The sequence below is a fragment of the Microbacterium sp. GbtcB4 genome (assembly GCF_019091465.1).
Taxonomy (GTDB): domain Bacteria; phylum Actinomycetota; class Actinomycetes; order Actinomycetales; family Microbacteriaceae; genus Microbacterium; species Microbacterium paraoxydans.
This window is the reverse complement of record NZ_JAGXJJ010000001.1, coordinates 42,013-65,952: the sequence shown is the minus strand read 5'-3', so window position 1 is coordinate 65,952 and position 23,940 is coordinate 42,013. Positions and strand designations below refer to the sequence as shown.

Below are 23,940 nucleotides of genomic sequence, written 5' to 3'. Positions count from 1 at the left end.
GGTGGATCGGGGGAGGAGGGGAGGGCGTAGGGTCGTGCCATGACGGGGCAAGCGCGACGGGCACGACGGGAGCGCGACGAACGCCCCGCGTCCGGAGCCTTCGCGGCGGCGGCGACGGCCTATGCGGCGAACTGCGCCCTCGGGCTCGCGGTGGCGGCGCGGCTCATCGACACGCGTCGTTTCCGCTGGGTGCACCACGCCCTCTACATCCTGACCTGCGCGACGACCGGACTCGCCGTCGTCGCCGGTCTCGCCACCCGCACGCCGCGCAGCCATCGCGCCGCCCTCGCTCTCCTCCCCGCCGCCGTCCCCCTGGCCGCGATCCCCTACGCCGGGACGCACACCCGGCGGCACCCGCTCGTCGCCCTCACGGCGGCGCCCTTCGTCCTCGCGGGCCTCGTGGTCTCGCGCCTCCCCTCCGACCGGAAGTGACCGCATGGAACTGCTCGACGCCATCCGCCGCCGCAAGACCACGAACGGGGCCTTCCTGCCCGACCCCGTCTCCGAGGAGCACCAGCGCATCCTCCTGGAAGCGGCCGGGCGCGCGCCCTCGCAGCTCAACAGCCAGCCCTGGCGCTTCGTGGTGATCGAGAACAGGGACACGATCGACGAGATCGCGCGCATCTCCGGCGAGAGCATGACGGAGGCCATGTCGAACGGCACGTTCTTCGAGCGGTACAAGCCGTACTTCCGCTTCAGCCAGGAGGAGATGGAGGAGAAGCGCAGCGGCATGCTGTTCGACAAGCTCCCCGCGCCGCTTCGGCCCTTCACATCCCAGGTGTTCACCAAGCGCGGCCAGACGCTCATGAACACGTTCGGCGTGCCGAAGACGCTGGGCTCGGAGAACCGCAAGCTCGTCGCCGGATCGCCGCTGCTCCTGGGCGTCATGCTCGACCGCAGCGAGTACCGGCCCGGGCAGCTGTCGTCGTTCTACTCCGTGTTCAGCATGGGGGCGGCCATGGAGAACGTCTGGCTGACCACGGTCGAGCTGGGCATGGGCATCCAGTTCATCTCGTTCCCGATGGAGGTGCCGGGGCGCTGGGACGAGATCGTGCGGCTGCTGCGGGTGCCCGACGACCTGGAGCTCATGGCCGTGTACCGGCTCGGTTACCTGCCGCCCGAGCAGCGTCGCCCGGCGATCGACTGGTCGAGCAGCCAGCGTAAGCTCGTGTCGCAGTACGTGTTCCGCGAGGACTGCGACAGCCCGCAGCAGGGATGGGACGCTCCGCCGCCGCGGACCTGAGTCAGGAGCCCCCGACCGTCCGCGGCACCTCAGGGAGATCGTTCAGCGCCGGTCCCTCGATGCGTGTGCCGTCCGCGGCGAAGCGCGACGCGTGCAGCGGGCAGTCCCACGTGCACTCGGCGTCGTTCCAGTCGAGGATGCCGCCGAGGTGCGGGCACACCGCGCTGACGGCCCTGGTCACGCCGTCGACCGTGGAGATGGCGACCGGGCGACCGCCGCGATTCGCCACGACGCCCTCGCCCTCCGCGGGCTGCGGAACCGGGACCGGTGTGGTCTCGGCCTCGACCCAGCCTTTCGTGGCGGCGGCGGCCACCTTCGCGCCCTCGACGGCGCCGCGCGCGAGATCGGCGGGGACGGTGAGTCGGGTGCCGAGGCGCAGCATCCAGGACGGACGCTCGCTGCGCTTCGTCCCGATGATCTCCTCCGTGAGTCGCAGCGCCGCGGCGGGCGCGTTCGACAGCCCCCATTTCGCATATCCGGTGGCGATGCGGATGCGCCCGAGGCCGCGCGGCAGCGCGCCGACGAACGGGATGAGGTTGTGTGACTGGTAGTCCTGCGCAGACCAGCGGTGCGTCTCCTCCGCATCCGGGAAGTGCAGGCGGGTCCAGTCCACCAGGTCGTCGATCGCCGCGGTCTCGCCGTCCGAGCGGCCGACCGGATGCCCGTTGCCGCCGACCACGAGCTGGGCGGTGTCGGCGGGGCCGTCGGCGGCGGACACCGGCCGGATGGACCGCGTCGGGCCGTCGGCCGAGATGAACGAACCCTCCGGCACCCCGCCGGAGACCCGGAACGAGACGCAGTACGACCGCATCCCGGCGACCTTGGAGAAGTACAGGCCCCGGTCGAGGATCGGGGTCCCCGTCGCGAGGACGATGTGCTCGGCGAACATCGGGCCCGCCGTGGTCTCCACCCGGGGCTCCGGGAGGGCGTGCGCGCCGGTCACGCGGACGCCGGTGTGCAGCGTGCCGCCGCCCGCGAGGAACTCCTTCGCGAGCGCGTCGGCGACGGCGACCGGGTCGATCGTCACCTGCGAATCGAGGGCGACCGCGCCCGCGACGGGGAACGGCGTCGACAACTCGCCCGCGGTGAGCAGCCGCGTCGGCAGTCCCGCCTCCCGCGCGGCGGCATGTTGGGCTCTCACCGCCTCGAGCCCGTCCGGACCCTGGGCGTAGGTGTGGTCGGTCCGCTCGGTGTAGCTCAGGCCGGCGGTGTCGGCGAAACCGGTGAGCCACTCCATGCCGGCCCGGTTGGCGTCGACGTACGCCTGGACGAGCGCCGCCGGATGGTGCTTCCGGATGGTGGCGAGCTGCTGCCCCTGGAGGAGCGAGAGCTTGCCCGTGTTGCCGCCCGTCGACAGCTCCGCCACGTCCCCCGCGTCCACGACCACGACGTCGAGTCCGGCGCGGGTCAGGAGCACCGCGGTCGAGAGCCCGGTCAGGCCCGCCCCCACGATCAGCACGTCGTGCTGCGCGCCGGGATCGAAGGGAGTGCCGTGGGGTGCGTCCTGGTCGACCTTCCAGAGGGGCTTCATGCCGACAGTCAACGCCTGTCCCCGCCCCCACCCCAACGCCTTGACATCCGACGGTCGCGCTGTCATACGGCGACTACAGTGGCGAGCGTGAGTCTCCGTCGTGTCCTGCTCGTCGCGCTCGGCGGCACGCTCGGGACGGCGGCGCGGCTGGGCCTCGGACTCCTCGTGGACGATCCCGGCGGTTTCCCCCTCGCGGTGCTGCTGGCCAACGTGCTGGGCGCCCTGCTCATCGGGGTCGTGGCGGCGCGGCTCCCGGCCTCGGCGGAGCTGCGGCTGCTGCTGGGCACCGGCGTCCTCGGCGGCTTCACGACCTACAGCGCCTTCATGACCGGCACGCTGGCTCTGTGGGGGTCGGCACCGCTCCTCGCTGCGGCGTATGCCGCAGGCAGCCTCGTCCTCGGTCTCCTCGCGGCAGCCGTGGGGCTCCGGGTGGGACGCCCGCGCCGGGGAGGGGCCGCGTGAGTCCGCTGCTGTTCCTCGCCGCCGCGCTCGCCGGGGGCGTCGGCGCCGTCCTGCGCTATCTCGTCGATGTCGGAGTCGCCCGGCTCGTCGGCCGTCGGTTCCCGTGGGGGATCCTCGTCGTCAACCTCACCGGCTCCTTCGCGCTGGGGCTCGTGACGACGGCGCTGCCGGAGGCGGCGTTCGTGCTCGGGGCCGGTCTGCTCGGCGGCTACACGACCTTCAGCACCGCGATGCTCGACGCGGTCGCTCTGTGGCGAGACGGCGAGCGCGGCGCCGCTGTGTTCGACGCGGTCGGCATGCTCGTGCTCGGTCTCCTCGCCGCGGGACTGGGGCTGGCGCTGGGGGCTGCGCTCTAGCCGACGCTTGCGCAGCGCCGTCGGCGCGCGCTACTCTCACTGCTAATCGTTTAACGCTAAACGGTTAACATCGCGCACCGCCTTCTCGTGCAGCCGTCAAAGGAGACCTCGATGCCCCGCACCTCCCGCCGCGCCCTGGGCGCCCTCGCCGCCTCCGCGGCCGCCGTCCTGGCACTCTCCGCCTGCTCCTCCTCCGCCACCGGGGAGTCGGGCGGCGACATCACCCTCAGCTACGCGATCTGGGACGAGAACCAGAAGCCCGCGATGGAGGACATCGCCGCCGCGTACACCGAGGAGCACCCGAACGTCTCGATCGAGATCCAGGTCACGCCGTACAAGGAGTACTTCACCAAGCTCCAGACCGCGGTGACGGGCGGCTCGGCCGCCGACGTGTTCTGGATGAACGGCCCGAATTTCCAGCTCTACGCCTCGAACGGCCAGCTCGCCCCGCTCGACGACGTGGACGCCGCCGACTACCCTCAGGGGCTCGTCGACCTCTACACCTACGACGACGCGCTCTACGGCGCCCCCAAGGACTTCGACACCGTCGCGCTCTGGTACAACAAGGCGCTGTTCGACGCCGCGGGGGTGGAGTACCCGAGCGCGGGCTGGACCTGGGACGACTTCCGTTCCGCGGCCGCGAAGCTGACCGACCCCGCGAAGGGCCAGTTCGGCGTCGCCGCCAGCCAGTACGGCCAGGAGAACTTCTACAACTCCATCGCGCAGGCCGGCGGCGAGGTCATCTCCGCGGACGGCACCGAGAGCGGATACGGCTCCCCCGAGGCTCTCGAGGGCATCGAGCTGTGGACCGACCTCATCGCCGACGGCTCCTCGCCCACGGCGCAGCAGATGACGGACACGAACCCGGAGGACTTCTTCCTGTCGGGCAAGGTCGCCATGTTCCAGAACGGCTCCTGGGCCGCCATCGCCTACGCGGACAACGCGGACATCGGCGGCAGCGTCGACGTGGCCCCGCTGCCGGCGGGTCCGGAGGGCAACCAGAGCGTGATCCACGGCGTCGGGAACGTCGCGAACGCCAAGAGCGCGCACGTGGAGGAGGCCAAGGACTTCGCCGCCTTCGCCAGCGGCGAGCAGGCCGCGAAGATCCAGGCCGAGACCGGCACCGTGATCCCCGCGTACAACGGCACGCAGCAGGCGTGGGTCGACGCCCTCCCGCAGTACGACCTGCAGGTCTACATCGACGCGCTGGAGACGGCCGTCCCGTACCCCGTGTCGAAGAACACCTCCGCGTGGACGAGCATCGAGAGCGAGGTGCTGTCCCAGGTGTGGTCCGGAGCAGTGTCCCCGAAGGACGGCCTGCAGGACCTCGCCGCGCAGATGCAGACCGCGCTGGACGCCGAGCAGGAGTGACCGCATGACCGTCCTCGCGCCTCGCGCGGTCGCCCCCGCCGCCGGACGGACCCCGGAGGCCCCGCCCTCCGGGGGCCGTCGGCGACGCCGCACCCCCGGTGCCTCGCCGTGGTGGGCCCTGGTGTTCCTCGGGCCCACCGCCCTGGGCTTGGCCGTGTTCTACCTGTGGCCGACCGTGCGCACGCTCATCATCTCCTTCACGAAGTCGGGGCCGTTCGGCGGTGCGGAGTGGATCGGGTTCGAGAACTACGTGCGGCTGTTCCAGGACCCGGAGCTCCTCGGCGCCCTCCGCAACACCGCGGTCTACACGGTGATCGCGCTGATCGGCATCCCCCTCGCGGTCGGGATCGCCGCGCTGCTGAACACCACGGGTCTGAAGGGCCGCAGCGCCTACCGCACCCTCTACTTCATCCCCGTCGTCACCATGCCCGCGGCGATCGCGCTCGTCTGGCGCATGATCTACAACGGCGACTATGGTGTGCTGAACGCGGCCCTCGGTGCGGTCGGCATCGAGGGGCGGAGCTGGCTGACCGACCCGAACACCGCGCTGATCGCGATCGCCGTCGTCGGCATCTGGGCCGGCCTCGGGACCAACATCGTCATCTTCCTCGCCGGACTCCAGGGCATCCCGGACACGATCATGGAGGCGGCCGACCTCGACGGGGCGGGCCCCGTGCGCAAGTTCTTCTCCATCACGATCCCGCTGCTGTCGCCCTCGATCTTCTTCGTCAGCGTCATCAGCGTGATCGGGGCGCTGCAGGTGTTCGACCTCATCTACATGATGCTCGGCCGCAGCAACCCCGCGATGCCGAACACCCGGACGGTCGTCTACCTGTTCTACGAAGCGGGTTTCCTCGACAACGACCGCGGCTACGCCGCCGCCGTCGCCTTCCTCCTGCTGCTGATCATCCTCGTCCTGACGATCGTGCAGTTCCGGCTGCAGAAGAAGTGGGTGCACTATGAGTGACGTCTCCCTCGACACCCGTGCGGTCGTCGGTGCGGCCCCCGCACGATCGCGGAGGGCGGGCACCCCCCGGAACCGCGGACTGTGGATCGTGCACGTCGTGCTCATCGTCGGCGCCGCGCTCATGGTGTTCCCGTTCGTCTGGCAGCTGCTGACCTCGTTCAAGACGCTGTCGGACTCGGTGCAGGTGCCGCCGTCGTTCCTCCCGCGCGAGTGGGTGTTCACCAACTTCGCCGAGGTCTTCGACTCGATGCCGTTCGGGCAGATGTTCCTGAACTCCGTGCTCCTCACCGTCGGGCGCACGGTCGGCCAGGTCGCCCTGTGCACCATGGCGGGCTACGCGTTCGCGCGCATCGCCTTCCCCGGCCGGAACGCCCTGTTCGTCGTGTTCCTCTCAGTGCTCATGGTGCCCTCGCAGCTCTACCTGCTGCCGCAGTACGAGATCATCCAGGCGCTCGGCTGGCTGAACACGCTGCAGGCGCTCATCGTGCCCGGCATCTTCAGCGCCTTCGGGACCTTCCTGATGCGGCAGTTCTTCCTCTCGATGCCGGCCGAGTTGGAGGAGGCGGCGCGCATCGACGGGGCGAATCCGTGGCAGACCTTCTGGCGGATCATGGTTCCGCTCGCGAAGCCTGGCATCATCGCACTTGTGGTGTTCACCGTGCTGTGGTCCTGGAACGATCTGCTGTGGCCGCTGATCGTGACGACCGATCCGGCGAAGATGCCGCTGTCGGTCGGGCTCTCGCAGCTCGTCGGCATCCACGGCACCGACTACCCGGTGCTCATGGCGGGTGCGCTGCTGGCGACCCTGCCCATGCTGGTGACGTTCATGATCCTGCAGCGGCAGTTCATCCAGGGCATCGCGTTCAGCGGGACGAAGGGCTGAGACATGGCACAGCGTGAGCACGCCCCGAGCCGCCGGCCGACCCTGCGGATGGTGGCGGAACGTGCCGGAGTGTCGACCGCGACCGTCTCGTACGTGTTCTCCGGGCGGGCAGGCGCGAGTGGCGCGGGCGTGGCCGAGGCCACCGCGGCGCGGGTGCTCGCGGCGGCGGACGAGCTGAACTACCGGCCGAACACGGCGGCCAGGGCGATCCGCACCGGCCGCAGCGGCATGGTGCAGCTCTCCCTGCACATGCTGAGCGATCCGTGGTCGCTGGCGGTGGCGGACGCCGTGAACGCCGAGGCGAACCGGCACGGACTCACGACGCTGATCCTCGCCGACGGCGACTGGCACGCGGCCCTCGACCGTGTCGAGAGCGACGTGGCGTACCTCGACGGCGTCGGCCTGGACGAGGAGGACGCCCGACGGCTGGGCGACCTCGTCAAGCGCGGCCAGCGGCTCGTGGTGTTCTCGGAGCATCTGGAGCCGGACGGCTTCGACGTCATCCGCTCGGACGCGATCCCGGGGTGCGAACTCGCGATGGATCACCTGCTGGAGCGGCACACGGCCATCGGCTGCATCGCCGCGGAGGGTGCCGTCCGCCTCGCGGGAACCCAGGTCACGCGCTACACGCCGTACGTCGAGAAGCTCGCGGCGGCCGGCATCTCCCCGGATCCGGCGTGGACCGTGACCTATGCGGAGACCCAGGCCAGCGCCTTCACCGCCGCGATCGAGCTGCTGTCGCAGGAGAACCGCCCGGACGCCGTGTACGCGACGACCGACTTCGCCGCGATCGCCGCGATCAACGCCGCGCACATGCTCGGGCTCCGCGTCCCGCACGACGTCGCGGTGATCGGCGTCGGCAACACGCCGGACGCGCGGCTCATCGCGCCCACCCTCACCACCGTCGGCCCCACGGACTTCTACGAGCGTCAGGCGCGCATCATCGTCGAGAAGGCGCTCGAGAACGAGCCCTCACCCGGCGCGCTGCACGAGTTCCCCTGGGCTCTCGTACCCGGAGGGTCGACCGACCTCGACGCCCCGGCCTCTCGCGGCCGCTGAGCCTCCCTCCTTTCTCCCCCTCTGTCACGAAGGACTTCTGTTGGACCTCCACATCGGCATCATCGGCTTCGGCGCGCGCTCCACCCTCCAGGAGGAGGTGCACCGGCCGTGCCACGGCTCCCGCATCACGGCCGTCTGCGACCTCGCCCCGCGCGCTCGCGAGGACGCCAGGGCGCTCGTCCCCGACGCGCTCATCACCGACTCCCTCGACGAGCTGCTCGCATCCGGTGTCGACGCGGTCATGGTGCTGACCCCGGACGACACGCACGCCGCCCTGACCATCCGGGCGCTGGAGGCCGGGGTGCCCGTCTTCTGCGAGAAGCCCCTCGCGATCGATCTGGCCGACGCCGACCGCATGCTGGAGACCGCGCGACGCACCGGCACCCGGCTCTACATCGGCCACAACATGCGGCACATGCCCGTGATCACCCTCATGCGCGGGCTCATCCAGGCGGGGCGCATCGGACAGGTGAAGGCCGTGTGGGTGCGGCACTTCGTGGGGCACGGCGGCGACTTCTACTTCAAGGACTGGCACGCCGACCGGAGCCGCACCACCGGACTCCTCCTGCAGAAGGGAGCGCACGACCTCGACATCATCCACTGGCTGGCCGGCGCGTACACCGAGCAGGTGGCGGCGATGGGCGGCCTGAGCGTCTACGGCGACATCACCGACCGGCGGGACCGCGCGGGGGAGCGGATGCCCGACTGGTTCAGCATGGACAACTGGCCGCCGACCGCGCTCACGGGACTCCACCCCATCGTCGACGTCGAGGACATCTCGATGGTGAACCTGAGGCTGGAGGGCGGGATCTTCGCGTCGTACCAGCAGTGCCACTTCACCCCGGACTACTGGCGGAACTACACCGTGATCGGCACCGAGGGGCGCATCGAGAACTTCGGCGACGTGGCCGGCAGCGAGGTGAGGTTGTGGAACCGTCGGCACGCCGGGGCGGCCGACGCGGACGAGGTGTTCATCGTGCCCGAGGTGCCGGACGCGGGACACGACGGTGCTGACGCGCTGCTCGTGGCCGAGTTCCTCCGGTTCGTGCGGCACGGTGGTCTCACGGCGACCTCTCCCGTCGCGGCGCGGGAGGCCGTGGCTGCCGGGATCCTCGCGACCGCGTCCCTCCGGGGCGACGGCTCCGCGATCTCCGTCCCCCCGCTCGACCCCGAGCTCGTCGCCTACTTCGAGCGCGGCCAGACCCCCTCCTCCACCCCTTCCTCCTCCGCCGCCTGACCCACCGGCAGGGGAGTGCAATAGGGCACCCGAACCGCGTCTCCCAGGCACGTTTCTGATCCCGCAGCGCGGCGGGGAAGGAGAAGAGGGGCGGGGGCTCTCAGGGAGTTCACACCGGAGCGAATGTACAAACGTACATGTACGGATGTCCAGGGGGTGAGTGATGGCGGAGAGCGCGCGTCGGCGGCGGGATCCCGAAGCGCGCCGCCGGGAGATCGTCACCGCCACCGCCGAGTTGATCGTCGAGGTCGGGGCCGACGCCATCACGCACCGCATGGTCGCCGCCCGCGCCGGAGTGCCGCTCGGGGCGACCACCCAGTACTTCGACACCCTCGACGACCTGCGCAGCGCCGCCTTCCGTGCCCTCGCGGACGAGATCGAATGCCGCCTCGACGGGGTGCGGCAGACCCTCGCCGAGCGCGGAGCCGGAGCAGACGTCATCGCCGCGCTCGTCCACGACAGCATCCACGATGGACACGCCGTGCAGGCGGATCGCGCCGTCGTCACGGCGGCCGTCCACGATCCGCGTCTACGCGAGCTCGCGCGCCACCTGTCCGACCGCCTCGTCGACCTCCTGGAGCCGACCTATGGCGCCGACCGGGCCCGAGCGGCGATGATCTTCATCGACGGCGTCATGTGGAGCACGCAGATCCGCGACGTCGATCTCGAACAGTCCTTCCTCGAATCCGCACTGGCGCGGATCCTCGGAGAACCTCTCTCCCTCCCATCCGCAGCGACCGCCACCCCCTGACACCGAGGACCCCGCCTTGTCGAAACTCGCCATCCTCAGCCTGAAGAACCGCGCCCTCATCGCGCTCGTGACGATCGTCGCCGCGGTGTTCGGCGGGCTCGCGTTGACCAACCTCAAGCAGGAGCTCATCCCGTCGCTCGAGCTGCCGGCGCTCGTGGTCATGACCACGTACCCCGGCGCCTCGCCCGAGGTCGTCGAGAACGACGTCTCGACGCCGATCGAGTCGGCCATCCAGGGGGTTCCCGACCTGGAGTCGACCACCGCGACGAGCACGACCAATGCGTCCATCGTGCAGGCGATGTTCTCGTACGGCACGAACCTCGCGACCGCGGAGCAGAAGATCCAGCAGGCGATCAACCGCATCTCCTCGCAGCTGCCGGAGGACGTCACGCCGCAGGTGCTCTCGGTCTCGATCGACGACTTCCCGGTGATCCAGGTGGCGGTCACCGGCTTCGACGACGCGGACAATGCCCAGGCCCAGCTCGAGAGCGTCGCGATCCCCGATCTGGAGGACGTCGACGGGGTGAACGCGGCGGAGATCGTCGGCGGCGTCGGGCAGCGCATCACCATCACCCCCGACCTCGCGAAGCTCGCCGCGGCCGGGCAGAGCAGCGAGGCGATCAGCACCGCGCTGCAGCAGAACGGCACCCTCTTCCCCGGCGGTGAGATCACCGAGGACGACGAGACCCTCACGGTGCAGACCGGAGCGAAGATCACCTCCGTCGACGAGATAGCCGCCCTGCCGCTCGTCGGCACCGCGGTCACCATCGGCGACGTCGCGACGGTGGAGCAGGTGTCCGACCCGGTGACCTCGATCTCCCGGGTCGACGGCGAGGACGCCCTGTCGATCTCCATCACCAAGCTCCCCGCCGCCAACACGGTCGAGGTGTCGCAGGGCGTCATCGCGGCCCTCGACGAGATCGGGGAGGCACTTCCGGACGCGGAGTTCACGGTCGTGTTCGACCAGGCGCCGTTCATCGTGCAGTCCATCGACACCCTCGCCACGGAGGGTCTGCTCGGCCTCGTGATGGCCGTGCTCGTGATCCTCGTGTTCCTCATGTCGGTGCGCTCGACCCTGGTCACCGCGATCTCGATCCCGACCTCGGTCCTCATCACGTTCATCGGGCTGCAGTCGTTCGGCTACTCCCTCAACGTGCTGACCCTCGGGGCGCTCACGATCGCGATCGGCCGCGTGGTCGACGACTCCATCGTGGTGATCGAGAACATCAAGCGCCACTACGTGGGCGACGCGGACAAGGGCGATGCGATCCGTCTCGCCGTGCGCGAGGTCGCCGCCGCCATCACCGCCTCGACCATCACGACGGTGGCGGTGTTCCTGCCGATCGTGTTCGTCGGCGACATGGTGGGCGAGCTGTTCCGTCCGTTCGCGATGACGGTCACGATCGCCATGGTCGCGTCGCTCTTCGTGGCGCTGACGATCGTCCCGGTGCTCGCGTACTGGTTCCTCAAGCCCGGCAAGCCGCTCCTCGACGACCAGGGGAACGCGATCGACCCGGAGGACCCGGCCGCCCCGCCGACGAGGCTGCAGCGCGGCTACCGCCCCATCCTCGGCTGGACGCTGAAGCACTCGGGCATCACGGTCGCGCTCGCGGTGGTGGTCCTCGCCGGGACGCTCGCCGCCGCCCCGCTGATGAAGGTGAACTTCCTCAGCGACTCCGGTCAGAACACCATGACCGTGACGCAGGACCTCGGGCCGACGGCGAGCCTGCAGGCGAAGTCCGACGCCGCCGTCCCCGTCGAGGAGGCCCTCCTCGACATCGACGGCATCGAGCACGTGCAGGCCTCCATCGGGTCGAGCGGCTCCGCGCTGCGCGACGCGTTCTCCGGCGGTGCGGGCATCACCTACTCCGTGCTCACCGACGGCGACGCCGACCAGGAGAAGCTGCGCGCCGAGGTGCAGGATGCGATCGACGGCCTCGGCGACGAGGTCGGCGAGGTCACGGTCGCGGCGTCCGCCGGCTTCGGCTCCAGCGACATCGAGATCACCGTCTCGGCCGCGAGCGGTGACGACCTCGCCACCGCCACCTCCGCTGTGGTGGACGAGCTCGACGGCCGCGAGGGCATCGGGCAGGTCACGGACAACCTCGCCGAGGCGCTGCCGTACATCGCCGTGGTCGTGGACCGCGAGGCCGCCGCCCAGGTCGGGCTGTCCGAGGTCGCCGTCGGATCGATCGTGTCGAACACGATGCGTCCGCAGCAGATCGGCTCGGTCGAGATCGACGACACCGCGCTCACCGTGTACCTCGTCAATCCCGAGCCGCCGACGACCGTCGCCGCCCTCCAGCAGCTCGCGATCCCCACCGCGGCGGGCATCGTGCCGCTGCAGGACATCGCGACCGTCGAGCAGCGCAACGGTCCGACCTCGATCACCACCGAGCAGGGACGGCGCACCGCGACCGTCACCGTGCCGCCCGACTCGGACAACCTCGCGGTCGCCACCCAGTCGGTCACCGAGGCGCTCGCCGCGGCGGACCTGCCGGACGGCGCCTCGGCCGAGGTCGGCGGCGTCGCCTCGCAGCAGGCCGATTCGTTCGCGCAGCTCGGCCTGGCCATGCTCGCCGCGATCCTCATCGTGTACGTGGTGATGGTGGCGACGTTCAAGTCGCTGCGTCAGCCGCTGCTGCTGCTGATCTCGGTGCCGTTCGCGGCGACCGGCGCCATCCTGCTGCAGATCATCACGGGCGTGCCGCTCGGCGTGGCCTCGCTGATCGGCGTGCTGATGCTCATCGGCATCGTGGTGACGAACGCGATCGTGCTCGTAGACCTCGTCAACCAGTACCGGGAGAAGGGGCTGTCGACCGCGGAGGCAGTGATGGCGGGAGGGGAGAAGCGTCTGCGTCCGATCCTCATGACCGCGCTCGCCACGATCCTCGCCCTCACCCCGATGGCGCTCGGGATCACCGGGCACGGCGGCTTCATCTCGCAGCCGCTGGCGATCGTGGTGATCGGCGGGCTCGTCTCCTCCACCGTGCTTACGCTCATCGTGCTGCCGACCCTGTACAACCTCGTCGAGGGGGCGCGGGAGCGCCGCCGGGCGCGCAAGGACGACCCGCAGGCGGACGCGGGACCCGTCCCGGTGCACGCGGACGGCACTCCGGTCAGCCGGCGCGAGCTGCGCGAGAACCACGGCGAGTAGCCGCGCGTTCACGACTCAGGAGAAAGGCCCCGGTCCCGTCCGTAGGACGAGGATCGGGGCCTTTCGGCGTCGGTTCTCCGGAGTTGTGAACCGCGGTCAGGCGAAGGTGAGGCCCCACTCCAGGGTCCAGGTCTCGCCGGGAGCGAGACGGCGCAGGCCCCGGCCGCTGTTGAATGCGTCGGCCGGCGCGGTCATCGGCTCGATCGCGACCGCGAGCGGGGTATCGGGGTAGTTCGTGGCCGTGTACACCTGCACGAAGTCGAAGCCCTCGCCCTGCCAGAGGGTGATCGCGCGGCCGTCGGGAGCGGTCAGCGTGTGCCGCACCCGGCCGTCGGCGTCGCGTTCGAGGTCGGTGAAGCCGGTGTCGAGGCTGACGTCACCGACGCGGACGCCCTCTCGCAGGGCGGACTCGGCCGGACGGGTGCCGACCGGCAGCATCCGGTCGTCCGTCGCGAAGGCGGTGCGGGCGGGGACGCGGAGGACGAGGTCGTGCGGATCGACGTCGCCGATCGTCGGGAACGGGTGCGTGCCGAGCGCGACCGGCGCCGCGGAGTCGGACCAGTTCGTGAGCGTGTGCGTCACGTCGATCCCGTCCGCGGTCAGGACGTACGCGACGGACGTCTCGATCAGGTACGGGTACCCGGTCTGCGGGAAGACGGTCGCGCGCAGGGTCGCGGCGCCCTCGGTCTGCTCGACCGTATAGGCGGTGAAGCGCAGCAGACCGTGACTGGCGTTGTTCGTCTTGGGCTCGGTGACGGCGAGCTGACGGACTGTGCCCTCGTCGTCCCAGCGGCCGTCGCGCACCCGGTTGGGCCACGGCGTCAGCACCACTCCGGAGCAGGAAGGGGTCGGGATGTCGAGCGGGTAGGGCGACACGAGATCGACCTCGCCGATCCGGAGGGCACGCAGCGAGGCGCCGACCTGGGCGATCTGCGCGGTCACGTCGCCGAGGCGGAGGTGCACCTGGGTGCCGGTGGGAGAGACGGAGTTCACCTCGACATCGTAGTGCCGCAGGCCGCCGGAGTGCGGGGGTCTCCCAGGGATGCCGGGTAGACTGAGACGGTCGGCTTCGGACACCCGCGCAGGGCGCGGACGTTTTTCAGTGTGTGAAGTGTGAGTCCAGGGGCCGATGGTGCGCGTCGATCGACGCGAATCAACCATCACAGGAATGGCCCCGGCCGCAGATCGTCCGGACTCCGCTGGATCGGAGTGCTCGCGCGTGCGCGCAGCGCTGTTCTCGTGCGAGAACGCAAGAAGGACACCCGAATGCCCAAGAACAAGAAGCCCCGCGGCGGTCGCGCCGCTGCGAACTTCGAGCCGCGCTACGGCGCCAAGAAGACCTCGTTCCACGACCGTCACCGTCCGGCCGGCGGTCGGGACACGGCTCGCGACGAGCGTCCCGCGCGCGACGACCGCGAGGGTCGCGCGGCCGGCGGGTACGACCGTCGCCCCGGCAGCCGCAGCCCCGGGCACCGCGGCTACCGCCCGGAGGAGACCGAGTCCGGTGCTCCGAAGCGCCGCTGGAGCTCCCAGGAGCGCGCCGGTCGCGACGAGGCCCGCAGCATCCGCACCCGTGCGGAGTCCGGGCGTCGCGAGGCCCCGCACCGCCGCGACGACCGCGCCGGTGGCGGCCGGTTCGACGACCGCGCCGAGCGTCCGCGGTACAACGACCGGTCCGGCGCTGGCCGGTTCGACGACCGTCCGCGGCGCGACGACCGCGGCGGCTCGCAGCGACAGGGGTTCCGCGACAACGACCACCGCGACGGCGGACGTCCGCGCTTCGACGACCGTCGGACGGAGCGCCCGCGCTTCGACCGCGACGACCGCCCGCGCTTCGATGACCGCCGGACGGAGCGTCCCCGCTTCGACCGCGACGAGCGTCCTCGCCGCGACGATCGCGACCGTGCGGGGGACCGGGGAGGCGAGCGTTCGTACGACGCCGCCCGTGCGCGCCGCGCGTTCGACCGCGACCGCACGCAGCGCTCCTTCGAGGGCGGACGCGAGCGGCCGTCGACCGGAGGGGCCTACCGCACCGAGCGGCCCCGTCGGGACGAGCGCCCTCGTCGCGACGAGCGTCCGACCCGGAGCGACTGGAACGCGAAGCCGAAGGCGGCGTTCGAGCAGGCCGACGACGTCGTCCACGAGCGCCTCGAGGCACAGGCCGTGCAGGCCGTCGAGGTCGAGGGCGTCACGTTCGCCGACCTCGGCCTGGGCTCCAACATCACCGAGACCCTGAACAACATGGGCGCCGCGACGCCGTTCCCGATCCAGGCGGCGAGCATCCCCGCCGTCCTCGAGGGGCGCGACGTACTCGCCCGCGGACGCACCGGCTCTGGCAAGACCATCGCCTTCGGGGCACCGCTCGTCGAGCGGGTGCTGCAGTCGCAGGCGGGCAAACGCCGCGAGTTCGGACGGGCGCCGCGCGCGATCATCCTCGCCCCGACGCGCGAGCTCGCGCTGCAGATCGACCGGACCATCCAGCCGATCGCCCGCAGCGTCGGCCTCTTCACGACGCAGATCTACGGCGGGGTGCCCCAGGGCCGCCAGGTGGGCGCGCTGAAGAAGGGCGTCGACATCGTCATCGGCACCCCGGGCCGTATCGAGGACCTGATGAACCAGGGCAAGCTCGACCTGTCGGACTGCCGGATCGCGGTGCTCGACGAGGCCGACCACATGTGCGAGCTCGGATTCGTCGAGCCCGTGCAGCGCATCCTCCGCCGCACGGCCGAGGGCAGCCAGAAGCTCCTGTTCTCCGCGACCCTCGACCGCGAGGTCGCGGCGCTGGTGGACGAGTTCCTCGTCGACCCCGCCGTGTTCGAGGTCGCGGGCGAAGACCAGGGCTCCAGCACCATCGAGCACCGGGTCCTCGTCATCGAGCACCGCGACAAGGCGGACATCCTCACGTCGCTCGTCGACCGCGAGGGCAAGACGCTGGTCTTCGCTCGCACTCGCGCCTACGCCGAGATGCTGGCCGACCAGTTCGACGACGCGGGGATCCCGGCCGTCTCGCTGCACGGCGATCTCAACCAGGCCAAGCGCACGCGGAACCTGGAGAAGCTGACCTCGGGTCGGGTGAACGTCCTCGTCGCCACCGATGTGGCCGCGCGGGGCATCCACGTCGACGACATCGACCTCGTGGTCCAGGCCGACGCGCCGGACGAGTACAAGACGTACCTGCACCGCTCCGGTCGCACGGGTCGCGCGGGGCGCACGGGCCGGGTCGTCACGCTCATCACGCGACAGCGCCAGCGCCGGATGACCGAGCTGCTCGGTCGCGCCGAGATCGAGGCCCCGTTCGAGCAGGCCCGCCTGGACGACGACGTGATCGAGGAGATCGCCGGGCGCGTGCCGTCCGCCGCCGAGCTCACTTCCTGACGCATTCGGGATCAGAAAGGCCCCGGAGACTTCGGTCTCCGGGGCCTTTTCGCACTCTGCACCGGGGTCAGGGGAGCGTGTGCTCGTGGAGGGATGTCGTGAGGGCGGTGCCGTTGAGGTCGAGGTAGAGGACGCCCTCGGTGACCGTGAGGGTCAGGGTGTTGCGGCGGGCGAGGTGAGGCGTGGCGGTGTCGACGAACCCGGGATCGAAGCTGTAGACCCGGATGTCCTCGGCCCGGTGGATGCGCTTGTCGGCCCACGGCGCCATGACCTTGGCCGGATCGCGGTGCGTGTAGACCACCGTCCGGTCCGCGAGGCGGGAGGCATGGTGCAACCGTGCGGCATCGGGAGCGCCCACCTCGATCCAGACGGTCACCCGGCCCGTGAGGTCGCGCACGAGCACGGCGGGCTCCTCGGTGTCGGAGACGCTGCCGCCGAACGCGATGCCCTCCGCGAACTCGAGTCCGTACGCGAGCACCCGGGTGAGCATGTACGCGTCGGTCTCGGAGGGATGCCGGGCGGCGCGGAGCGAGACGTCCTCGTAGACCCCGCGATCGGTGTCGGCCAGCTGCATCTCGAACGTGTGGACTGTCGAACCGATCGCCATGATCCTCGAGCCTACGCGGAGCTGCGCCCCCTCCTCGACCGGCTCAGAACAGCATCGGCTGGGGAGGGGCTGCGGCGGCGCGGCCGCTCGGGGTGAACAGGACCGGCCCGGCCGCCGGCGTCTCCGTCTGCACGTGGCCTTGGCCCGGGCGGAACCCGCGCCGCGGATAGTCGTCTTCGTGCCGCCCATCGAGTCCGTGCATCCGGATGAGGGGACGAGCGCGCTTGGCGAGCCACTGCCGGTACGGCTTCGGCGCCTCGACGGACGCTCCGGGATAGAGCCCCCGGTAGGACGACACGAGGTCGGGGCGGTTCTCGTCGAGCCACTGGAAGAACCACGGCTTGACGCCCGGACGCAGGTGCAGGGCCCCGTAGATCACGCTCCGCGCTCCGGCGGCCTTGATGCGGCGCAGGGCGTCGTCGATCGCGGCGAGGGAATCGGTGAGGTGCGGCAGGATCGGCATGAGGAAGACGGTGACCGGGAATCCGGCGTCGGCGAGGGCGCGTACCGTGTCGAGGCGGGCCTGCGTGGTCGGAGCGCCGGGCTCGATCGCCTTCTGCAGCGCGTCGTCGTACATCGCGATCGACATCTGCACGTCGACCGGCACGCGCTGTGCCGCCTTCTTCAGCAGCGGGATGTCGCGGCGGATCAGCGTGCCCTTCGTGAGGATCGACATCGGAGCGCCCGACGCCGCGAGCGCCTCGATGATGCCGGGCATGAGGGCGTAGCGCCCTTCGGCCCGCTGGTACGGGTCGGTGTTCGTGCCGAGAGCGACCGTCTCGTGCTGCCAGCTCCCGCGGCGCAGCTCCCGTTCGAGCACCTCCACGACGTTGACCTTGACGACGATCTGGGTGTCGAAGTCGGCGCCGCCGTCGAGGTCGAGGTACTCGTGCGTGCCCCGTGCGAAGCAGTAGGTGCAGGCGTGGGAGCAGCCGCGGTAGGGGTTGATCGTCCAGGCGAAGGGCATGCGCGACGCCCCGGGGACGTGGTTGAGGGCGGACTTCGACAGAACTTCGTGGAACGTCATCCCGGCGAACTCGGGCGTCGTCACCGTGCGGAGGACGCTGGACCGGTTCTCGAGACCGGGCAGCGCCGCCTCGTCGCTGTCCGCGAGCTTCTGTCCCTGCCACCGCATCGTCCTAGTCGAACAAAGAATCGAATCGAAGTCAAGCGAGTGTGGCATGAATGTTCGAATGGAAGAATGGACCCATGCCCTCCTCGCCGTACGCTCAGCATGCGGCGCCGCGCTCCCCGATCCTCGGACCCGCCCTCCCGGTCGGGCTGGCGGTGACCGCGCTCGGCGTGGTGCTCTCCCTCACCGGGGCGGCCGCGACCCCCGTGGCGTCAGAGCCCCTCCCGCGCCCCGTCGCGGTGATGCAGGTGCCGTCGGTGCAGAGCGCGGCGACGCCGGCGGCGGACCCTTGCGCCGACCCCGGGGTGCAGGAGGCGATCGCGGCGGGGGACGACGCCGCCGCCATCGCGGGGTTCGGCGGCGGAGCGCGCTTCCGTGAGGCGGTGGTCGCGGGGAACGCGCCCTGCGTCTCGCTCAGCGATCCCGCCCGGATCTGGGTGGTGGTCAATAAGGGGCGTCCGCTCGACCCCGCCGCCTACGAGCCCGAGGGGCTGGGCCAGGTGCCGCTGCAGATGACGACGCCGTCGGGCCGCGTGCGCGCGGAGGTCGCCGACGCGGCCGGGCGCATGGCGGAGGCCGCCGAGGCCGCGGGCGTCGGCCGCCTCGGCGCGAACAACGGCTACCGGTCCTATGGGCTGCAGGTCGCGACCTACGGCGCGCACGTGCGGGACCAGGGGCAGGCCGACGCGGACGCCGGCTCGGCGCGGCCGGGTCACAGCGAGCATCAGACCGGTCTCGCCCTCGACGTCGTGGCCTGCGATGCCGGGTGCGGCGGTCTCGACGGCTTCGGGGCGACGCGGCAGAGCGAATGGGTGGCCGCGCACGCCTGGGAGTACGGGTTCATCGTGCGCTACGAGCAGGTCGGCACCCCCGTCACCGGATACGCGCCGGAGCCCTGGCACCTGCGCTACGTCGGCACGGAGCTCGCGGCGGCGTATCACGAGGGCGGCTTCCACACCCTCGAGGAGTTCTTCGGCCTGCCCGCCGCTCCCGACTACGAGCACTGAGCGGACGGGTCCGCGGTGGCGCTCGGCGTGCTCTGAGGCTTTCCACAAAGGCGGTACCCAGTCCCACTCGGGATGGGATGCATTCTCACAATCGCCTGTCCTGCCCCGTGTTCCCGCCGTAGACTCGCCGGAGCAACGACGCACGACACGTTCGGGAGGACGGCATGGAACGCGACATCTACGAAGAGGATCACGAGGCATTCCGCGACCTCGTCAAGGATTTCGTCAAGCGCCACGTCACGCACGAGGCGATCGAGAAGTGGGACGCCGCCGGCGAGGTGGACCGCGCCACGATGCGCGCCGCCGGTGAGGCGGGCATCATCGGGCTCTCCGTGCCCGAGGAGTTCGGCGGCGCCGGGATGCTGCAGGACTACCGCTTCCGCGCGATCGTGAACGAAGAGGTCATCGCGGCCGGAGCCGGCTCGCTCGCCGGGGCCTTCGGCATCCAGGACGACCTGGCCGTGCCGTACCTCGTGCACATGGGCACGCAGGAGCAGAAGGAGAAGTGGTTGCCCCGCATGGCCACCGGCGAGGTCGTCGGCGCGCTCGCGATGACCGAGCCCGGTGCCGGCTCCGACCTGCGCGGCATCAAGACCACGGCGAAGAAGGTCGACGGCGGCTACCTCGTCAACGGCGCCAAGACGTTCATCTCGTCGGGCGCGACCGCCGACCTCGTCGTGACCTTCGTCAAGACGGGCGAGGGCAACCGGCCCGACGCGTTCAGCCTCGTCCTCATCGAGAAGGGCATGGAGGGGTTCGACAACGGCAAGAAGCTCTCGAAGATGGGCTTCCACGGTCACGACACCGCCGAGCTGTCGTTCAGCGACGTGTTCGTTCCCGAGGAGAACCTCATCGGCGGCGTCGAGGGTAAGGGCTTCATCCAGCTCATGATGAACCTCCCGCTCGAGCGCCTCTCGATCGGCGTGGCCGGAGCCGCCGCCGCGCAGGCCGCGTTCGACTGGACCGTCGCGTACACCAAGGACCGCGAGGCCTTCGGGGAGCGCATCATCGACTTCCAGAACAGCCGCTTCACCATCGCCGACATGTCCGCCACGGTCGACGCGCTGTGGGCCTTCATCGACCGCGCGCTCCTGGCGTACAAGGACGGCAGGCTCTCGGCCGAAGAGGCCGCGAAGGTCAAGTTCTGGGCCACCGAGCGCGAGTGGGAGGTGCTCGACGCCGGGGTCCAGCTCCACGGCGGCTACGGCTACATCACGGAGTACCCGATCGCCCGCGCCTTCCTCGACGCCCGTGTGCACCGCATCTACGGCGGCACGAACGAGATCATGCGCGAGATCGTCGGGCGTCAGATCGCCGGCAAGCGCTGAGGTCTCCGGGCACAGCTTCGGAGATCCCCGACGACACGCCGGGGCGGCCTCGTCCGCCCCGGCGTGTCGTGCTGTGGCTCCGAAGTCGTGCCCGGGCTCAGGCGAGAGGCTCGGCGGCGGCCTCGCGGGCGGCCTTCGAGGCGGGGGAGGCGGCGCCGATCTTCCAGTAGCCGCAGAAGCTGACGGCATTCTTGTCGACGCCGCGCTCGCCGACGAGCTGCTTGCGGACGCCGGAGGCCAGGGACTGCTCGCCGGCCGCGTACGCGTGGAACGGAGCATCGGGCAGAGCGGTGCGAGCGAGGGCGTCCAGGGCGAGAACCCCGGGCGGGATCTCGTGAGGCCGCACGATCCACACCACGTCGAGCCCCGACGGATGCGGGAACTCCAGGGCGTCCTCCGCGGACGGGACCTCGATGATCGCCGTGCCCGCGGCGTCGGCCGGCAGGGAGGCGCTGATCGACGCGATCGCGGGGAGGGCGGTCTCGTCGCCCACGAGCACCACCCGGTCGGTGCCCCGCTCGGGGTTGAACGTCAGGCCCTCGTCGATGATGAGGACGTGCTCGCCGGGGGCGCAGGTCTCCGCCCATCGGGAGGCCGGACCGGCGGTGCCGTCGGCCGCCGAGCCGTGCAGCACGAAGTCGACGTCGAGCTCGGCGCCGGTCTCGGGCGTGGCCGGGCGGTACGCGCGCACGGTGTAGTTGCGCATCACGGGGCGCTCGCCGTCGGGGATGCGGAGGAACTTCAGATACCCGAACATCCGGTTGGCCTTGGCGGGCACGCGCTCCAGTCCGGCCTCCCCGCCGATCGGCAGGAACAGCCGGAACCATTGGTCGTAGCCCATCGGACGGAAGCGGTCGATCTCGCCGCCGCCCAGGGTCACCCGCACCCAGTGCGGCGCGAGCCGTTCGGTACGGAGCACGGTGAGGTACAGGAGCTCGGCCGTCTCCGGCTTGACCATCTTGCTGAATGCCATGCGGGCGCCTTTCAGGGGAGCTGCCAGGGGAAGAAGACGACGAAGATCGCCGCCGAGGCGGCGAGCATGGCCGCGGTGAAGACGGTGTCCCTCGTGCGGAACGGCACGAGGTGCCGCTCGGTCCGGGTCGGATGCGCGCCGAACGCCCGGGAGTCCATCGCGAGGGCGACGCGCTCCGCATGCCGGATGGCACCCGCGAGCAGCGGGACGATGTACCCCCAGCCCCGCGCGATCCGGGCGAAGGGCCCGCGGCCGCCGTGGGAGCCGCGCACCCGGTGCGCGGCACGGATGACGGCGAGCTCGTGGCCGAAGCGGGGCACGAAGCGGAAGGCGGCCAGGGCCGTGTACCCGATGCGGTACGGCACGCGCAGCTGCTGCACGCTCGCACGCACGAGGTCGGAGCCGCTGGTGGTGAGGCCGCCGACGAGCGCGAGCGCGACGATCGATCCGAGTCGGAGCGCCGTGGCGAACCCGATGAGGAGGGCGCCGCCGTAGAGGGTCCAGTCACCGATCGTCACGACGGGGGTGGTGTCGGCGACCAGGGCCGCGTCGACCCACAGCGAGAAGCCGACGCCGATCGCGACCATGCCCACGGGCAGACCGAGCAGGAGCAGCGCGAGGAGGCGCCCCGTCACCCGCGCCCCGACGAGGATGAGGACGTAGGCGAGCACGAGGAAGGCAGCGGGGGTGGCCAGATCTCGCACGAAGACGAGGAGCAGCATGGCGGGGGCGAAGCCGGCGACCTTCGCCAGCGGGTTGAGGCCGTAGAGGAACTGCCGCCGCGACGTGGCCGTGAGCGGCGCATACGGATCGAGCGTGGTCATCGTCATGGCGACACCTCCCACCCGGCCGCGGTGAGCACGCGCTGCAAGGCGGGGACGCGCAAGCCCGCGGAGGGGAGGATCGCGGGATCGGCGAACAGCTCCGCCGTCGGACCGGCGGCCCGGACCCGCCCGTCGGCGAGGACGACCGTGTCGGTGGCGTGCTCGGCGACGAGCTGCAGGTCGTGGGTGACGATGACCACGGTCGTGCCGTCCGCCCGGAGGCTCTCCAGCAGCGCCAGGAGCTCGGCCGCCCTGGCGCGGTCCTGCCCGAAGGTGGGCTCGTCGAGGGCGAGGACACGGGGGCGGCTGATGAGGGCGGTGCCGACTGAGAGCCGTCGCTTCTCACCGCCGGAGAGGAGGAACGGGTGCACCCCGGCCTTGTGCGACAGTCCGAACCGCTCCAGCATCTCCGCCACACGCGTGCGGACCTCGTCGTCCGGCACGTGGCGCAGGCGGAGACCGTGGGCGAGCTCGTCGAACACGGTGGCGGCGATGAACTGGTGCTCCGGGTTCTGGAACACGAAGCCGATGCGGACCGCGAGCTCCCGAGGGGAGGCCGTCCCTGGATCGATGCCGTCGGCGGAGACCCGACCCCTCGGCGGCGGCACGACTCCGGCGAGAGCCTGGATCAGCGTCGTCTTGCCCGCCCCGTTCGCCCCGACGATCGCGGTGAGGCTCCCGGCGGCGATGTCGAGGTCGACCCCGTGCAGGATCTCGGTGCGGCGCCGCGCGACGGTGAGGCCGCGGGCCCGGATGATCGGCTCTGGTCCGGCGGGGCGAGGGCCGTCGACCGGCACCGAGGACGCGGCGCCGGGGCCGGGAGGCAGTGCGGCGGCCAGCGCCTCGGGCGTCAGCGGCAGCGGGTCGAGGACGATCCCCCGGTCGCGGAGGCGGAGGGCGGCGAGCGTCGCGGCGGGCAGCCAGACCCCCATCGCCAGGAGCTCGTCGGCGTGCGCGCGGATGGTCTCGGCCGCCGGACCGTCGAAGACCACCCGGCCCTCGCGGTCGAGCACGATGGTGCGCGTGACGAAGCGCATCGCCGCATCGAGGTTGTGCTCGACGAGGAGGATGGCCCGGTCTCCGGCGGCGACGACCTCGGTCAGCGCCGCGTACACGTCGTCGATCCCCTGCGGGTCGAGGTTCGCGGTCGGCTCGTCCAGCACGATGAGAGGAGAGCCCATCGCGAGGGCGCAGGCGATGGCGAGACGCTGCCGCCCGCCGCCGGACAGGTGGTCGGGGTTGTCGTCGCGGCGCTCCCACAAGCCGACGCGCCGCAACGCCTCCTCCACGCGGGCGCGCACGGCCTCCACCGGGAGCAGGAGGTTCTCCGGGCCGAAGGCCACCTCGTCGTACACCGTCCCCGTGACGATCTGCGCGTCCGGATCCTGGAAGACCATGGCGACGTGCGTGCTGAGCGTCGCGGTGTGCGCGGTGGTGGTGTCGATACCTCCGGCCTCGACCGCGCCGGTCATCGTCGTGGGGAGCGCGTGCGGGATGAGGCCGTTGAGGGCGAGCGTGAGCGTCGACTTCCCGGAACCGGACGGGCCGAGCAGCAGCACGACCTCGCCGGGATCGATGTCGAAGGTCACGTCACGGGGCGACGGGTGCACGGCGTCCGCGTGGGTGAGGGTCAGCTCGCGCACGCGGAGGAGGGGTGCGGATGGGCGCACGGCACGT

The 23,940-nt window shown here is 71.1% G+C and carries 21 protein-coding genes; 14 read left to right on the top strand and 7 right to left on the bottom strand.

Annotated features, from left to right (window positions below; all coding sequences use genetic code 11):
* Positions 1-39 precede the first annotated feature (39 nt).
* Together KVS71_RS00255 and KVS71_RS00250 are read left to right on the top strand one after the other, a co-directional pair.
* Entirely contained in the window at positions 40-432 is a 393-nt protein-coding gene (locus KVS71_RS00255) for a hypothetical protein (RefSeq protein ID WP_217582776.1), read from the top strand.
* Between the two features lie 4 nt (positions 433-436).
* Positions 437-1,243 carry a nitroreductase family protein gene (locus KVS71_RS00250; protein ID WP_105949170.1) on the top strand — a complete coding sequence of 269 codons (807 nt, stop codon included), beginning with the start codon at positions 437-439 and terminating at the stop codon, positions 1,241-1,243.
* Position 1,244: 1 nt separating this feature from the next.
* Here the strand turns inward: KVS71_RS00250 and KVS71_RS00245 are convergent, their stop codons facing one another.
* Positions 1,245-2,774: an FAD-dependent oxidoreductase gene (locus KVS71_RS00245; RefSeq protein WP_217582774.1), complete on the bottom strand. Its 1,530-nt coding sequence runs from the start codon at positions 2,772-2,774 to the stop codon at positions 1,245-1,247.
* A gap of 87 nt (positions 2,775-2,861) precedes the next feature.
* Between KVS71_RS00245 and KVS71_RS00240 the strand changes: the two genes are divergently transcribed.
* From KVS71_RS00240 to KVS71_RS00200, 9 genes are all read left to right on the top strand, one after another.
* Positions 2,862-3,236, top strand: a complete 375-nt coding sequence (locus KVS71_RS00240; RefSeq protein WP_231919565.1) for a CrcB family protein — start codon at positions 2,862-2,864, stop codon at positions 3,234-3,236.
* Entirely contained in the window at positions 3,233-3,592 is a 360-nt protein-coding gene (locus tag KVS71_RS00235; protein WP_060922306.1) for a CrcB family protein, read from the top strand. Before KVS71_RS00240 ends, KVS71_RS00235 begins: the two co-directional genes overlap by 4 nt.
* Before the next feature lie 111 nt (positions 3,593-3,703).
* Positions 3,704-4,963, top strand: coding sequence for a sugar ABC transporter substrate-binding protein (locus KVS71_RS00230; RefSeq protein WP_060922307.1), 1,260 nt, complete (start codon positions 3,704-3,706; stop codon positions 4,961-4,963).
* A gap of 4 nt (positions 4,964-4,967) precedes the next feature.
* Positions 4,968-5,930, top strand: coding sequence for a carbohydrate ABC transporter permease (locus KVS71_RS00225; protein ID WP_060922308.1), 963 nt, complete (start codon positions 4,968-4,970; stop codon positions 5,928-5,930).
* A complete protein-coding gene (locus tag KVS71_RS00220; RefSeq protein ID WP_025104693.1) occupies positions 5,923-6,813 on the top strand; it encodes a carbohydrate ABC transporter permease in 891 nt (296 codons plus the stop codon). Before KVS71_RS00225 ends, KVS71_RS00220 begins: the two co-directional genes overlap by 8 nt.
* A 3-nt stretch (positions 6,814-6,816) precedes the next feature.
* Entirely contained in the window at positions 6,817-7,872 is a 1,056-nt protein-coding gene (locus KVS71_RS00215; protein ID WP_060922309.1) for a LacI family DNA-binding transcriptional regulator, read from the top strand.
* A 40-nt stretch (positions 7,873-7,912) separates the two neighbouring features.
* The gene (locus tag KVS71_RS00210) at positions 7,913-9,109 is read left to right on the top strand and encodes a Gfo/Idh/MocA family protein (RefSeq protein WP_217582772.1); all 1,197 of its coding nucleotides are present in this window, start codon (positions 7,913-7,915) and stop codon (positions 9,107-9,109) included.
* Positions 9,110-9,272: 163 nt separating this feature from the next.
* Positions 9,273-9,860 (top strand): TetR family transcriptional regulator, encoded by a 588-nt coding sequence (locus tag KVS71_RS00205; protein WP_217582771.1) that lies wholly within the window; start codon positions 9,273-9,275, stop codon positions 9,858-9,860.
* Positions 9,861-9,876: 16 nt separating this feature from the next.
* Positions 9,877-13,017, top strand: a complete 3,141-nt coding sequence (locus tag KVS71_RS00200) for an efflux RND transporter permease subunit (protein WP_217582769.1) — start codon at positions 9,877-9,879, stop codon at positions 13,015-13,017.
* A 96-nt stretch (positions 13,018-13,113) separates the two neighbouring features.
* Here the strand turns inward: KVS71_RS00200 and KVS71_RS00195 are convergent, their stop codons facing one another.
* Positions 13,114-14,010 (bottom strand): aldose 1-epimerase family protein, encoded by an 897-nt coding sequence (locus tag KVS71_RS00195; protein ID WP_217582767.1) that lies wholly within the window; start codon positions 14,008-14,010, stop codon positions 13,114-13,116.
* Between the two features lie 273 nt (positions 14,011-14,283).
* Between KVS71_RS00195 and KVS71_RS00190 the strand changes: the two genes are divergently transcribed.
* Positions 14,284-16,392 (top strand): DEAD/DEAH box helicase, encoded by a 2,109-nt coding sequence (locus KVS71_RS00190; RefSeq protein WP_217582766.1) that lies wholly within the window; start codon positions 14,284-14,286, stop codon positions 16,390-16,392.
* Between the two features lie 67 nt (positions 16,393-16,459).
* Here KVS71_RS00190 and KVS71_RS00185 read toward each other — a convergent pair whose 3' ends face one another.
* Both KVS71_RS00185 and KVS71_RS00180 read right to left on the bottom strand, forming a co-directional pair.
* Positions 16,460-16,999: a YaeQ family protein gene (locus KVS71_RS00185; RefSeq protein ID WP_060923581.1), complete on the bottom strand. Its 540-nt coding sequence runs from the start codon at positions 16,997-16,999 to the stop codon at positions 16,460-16,462.
* Between the two features lie 43 nt (positions 17,000-17,042).
* On the bottom strand, positions 17,043-18,134 hold the full coding sequence (locus KVS71_RS00180; RefSeq protein ID WP_217582764.1) for an Rv2578c family radical SAM protein: 1,092 nt from the start codon (positions 18,132-18,134) through the stop codon (positions 17,043-17,045).
* A 74-nt stretch (positions 18,135-18,208) separates the two neighbouring features.
* On the opposite strand from KVS71_RS00180, the gene KVS71_RS00175 reads away from it, so the two are divergent.
* Positions 18,209-19,138, top strand: coding sequence for a M15 family metallopeptidase (locus KVS71_RS00175; protein ID WP_105949181.1), 930 nt, complete (start codon positions 18,209-18,211; stop codon positions 19,136-19,138).
* Between the two features lie 164 nt (positions 19,139-19,302).
* Positions 19,303-20,466 (top strand): acyl-CoA dehydrogenase family protein, encoded by a 1,164-nt coding sequence (locus KVS71_RS00170; protein WP_060923068.1) that lies wholly within the window; start codon positions 19,303-19,305, stop codon positions 20,464-20,466.
* A gap of 97 nt (positions 20,467-20,563) precedes the next feature.
* Here KVS71_RS00170 and KVS71_RS00165 read toward each other — a convergent pair whose 3' ends face one another.
* The 3 genes from KVS71_RS00165 to KVS71_RS00155 are packed head-to-tail and all read right to left on the bottom strand — an operon-like array spanning position 20,564 to position 23,933.
* Positions 20,564-21,439 carry a siderophore-interacting protein gene (locus tag KVS71_RS00165; RefSeq protein ID WP_217582762.1) on the bottom strand — a complete coding sequence of 292 codons (876 nt, stop codon included), beginning with the start codon at positions 21,437-21,439 and terminating at the stop codon, positions 20,564-20,566.
* Positions 21,440-21,450: 11 nt separating this feature from the next.
* Complete coding sequence (locus tag KVS71_RS00160; protein WP_217582760.1) at positions 21,451-22,269, bottom strand: energy-coupling factor transporter transmembrane component T; 819 nt, start codon at positions 22,267-22,269, stop codon at positions 21,451-21,453.
* Positions 22,266-23,933, bottom strand: coding sequence for an ABC transporter ATP-binding protein (locus tag KVS71_RS00155; protein WP_217582759.1), 1,668 nt, complete (start codon positions 23,931-23,933; stop codon positions 22,266-22,268). The genes KVS71_RS00160 and KVS71_RS00155 overlap by 4 nt, the downstream gene beginning before the upstream one ends.
* Positions 23,934-23,940: the final 7 nt, after the last annotated feature.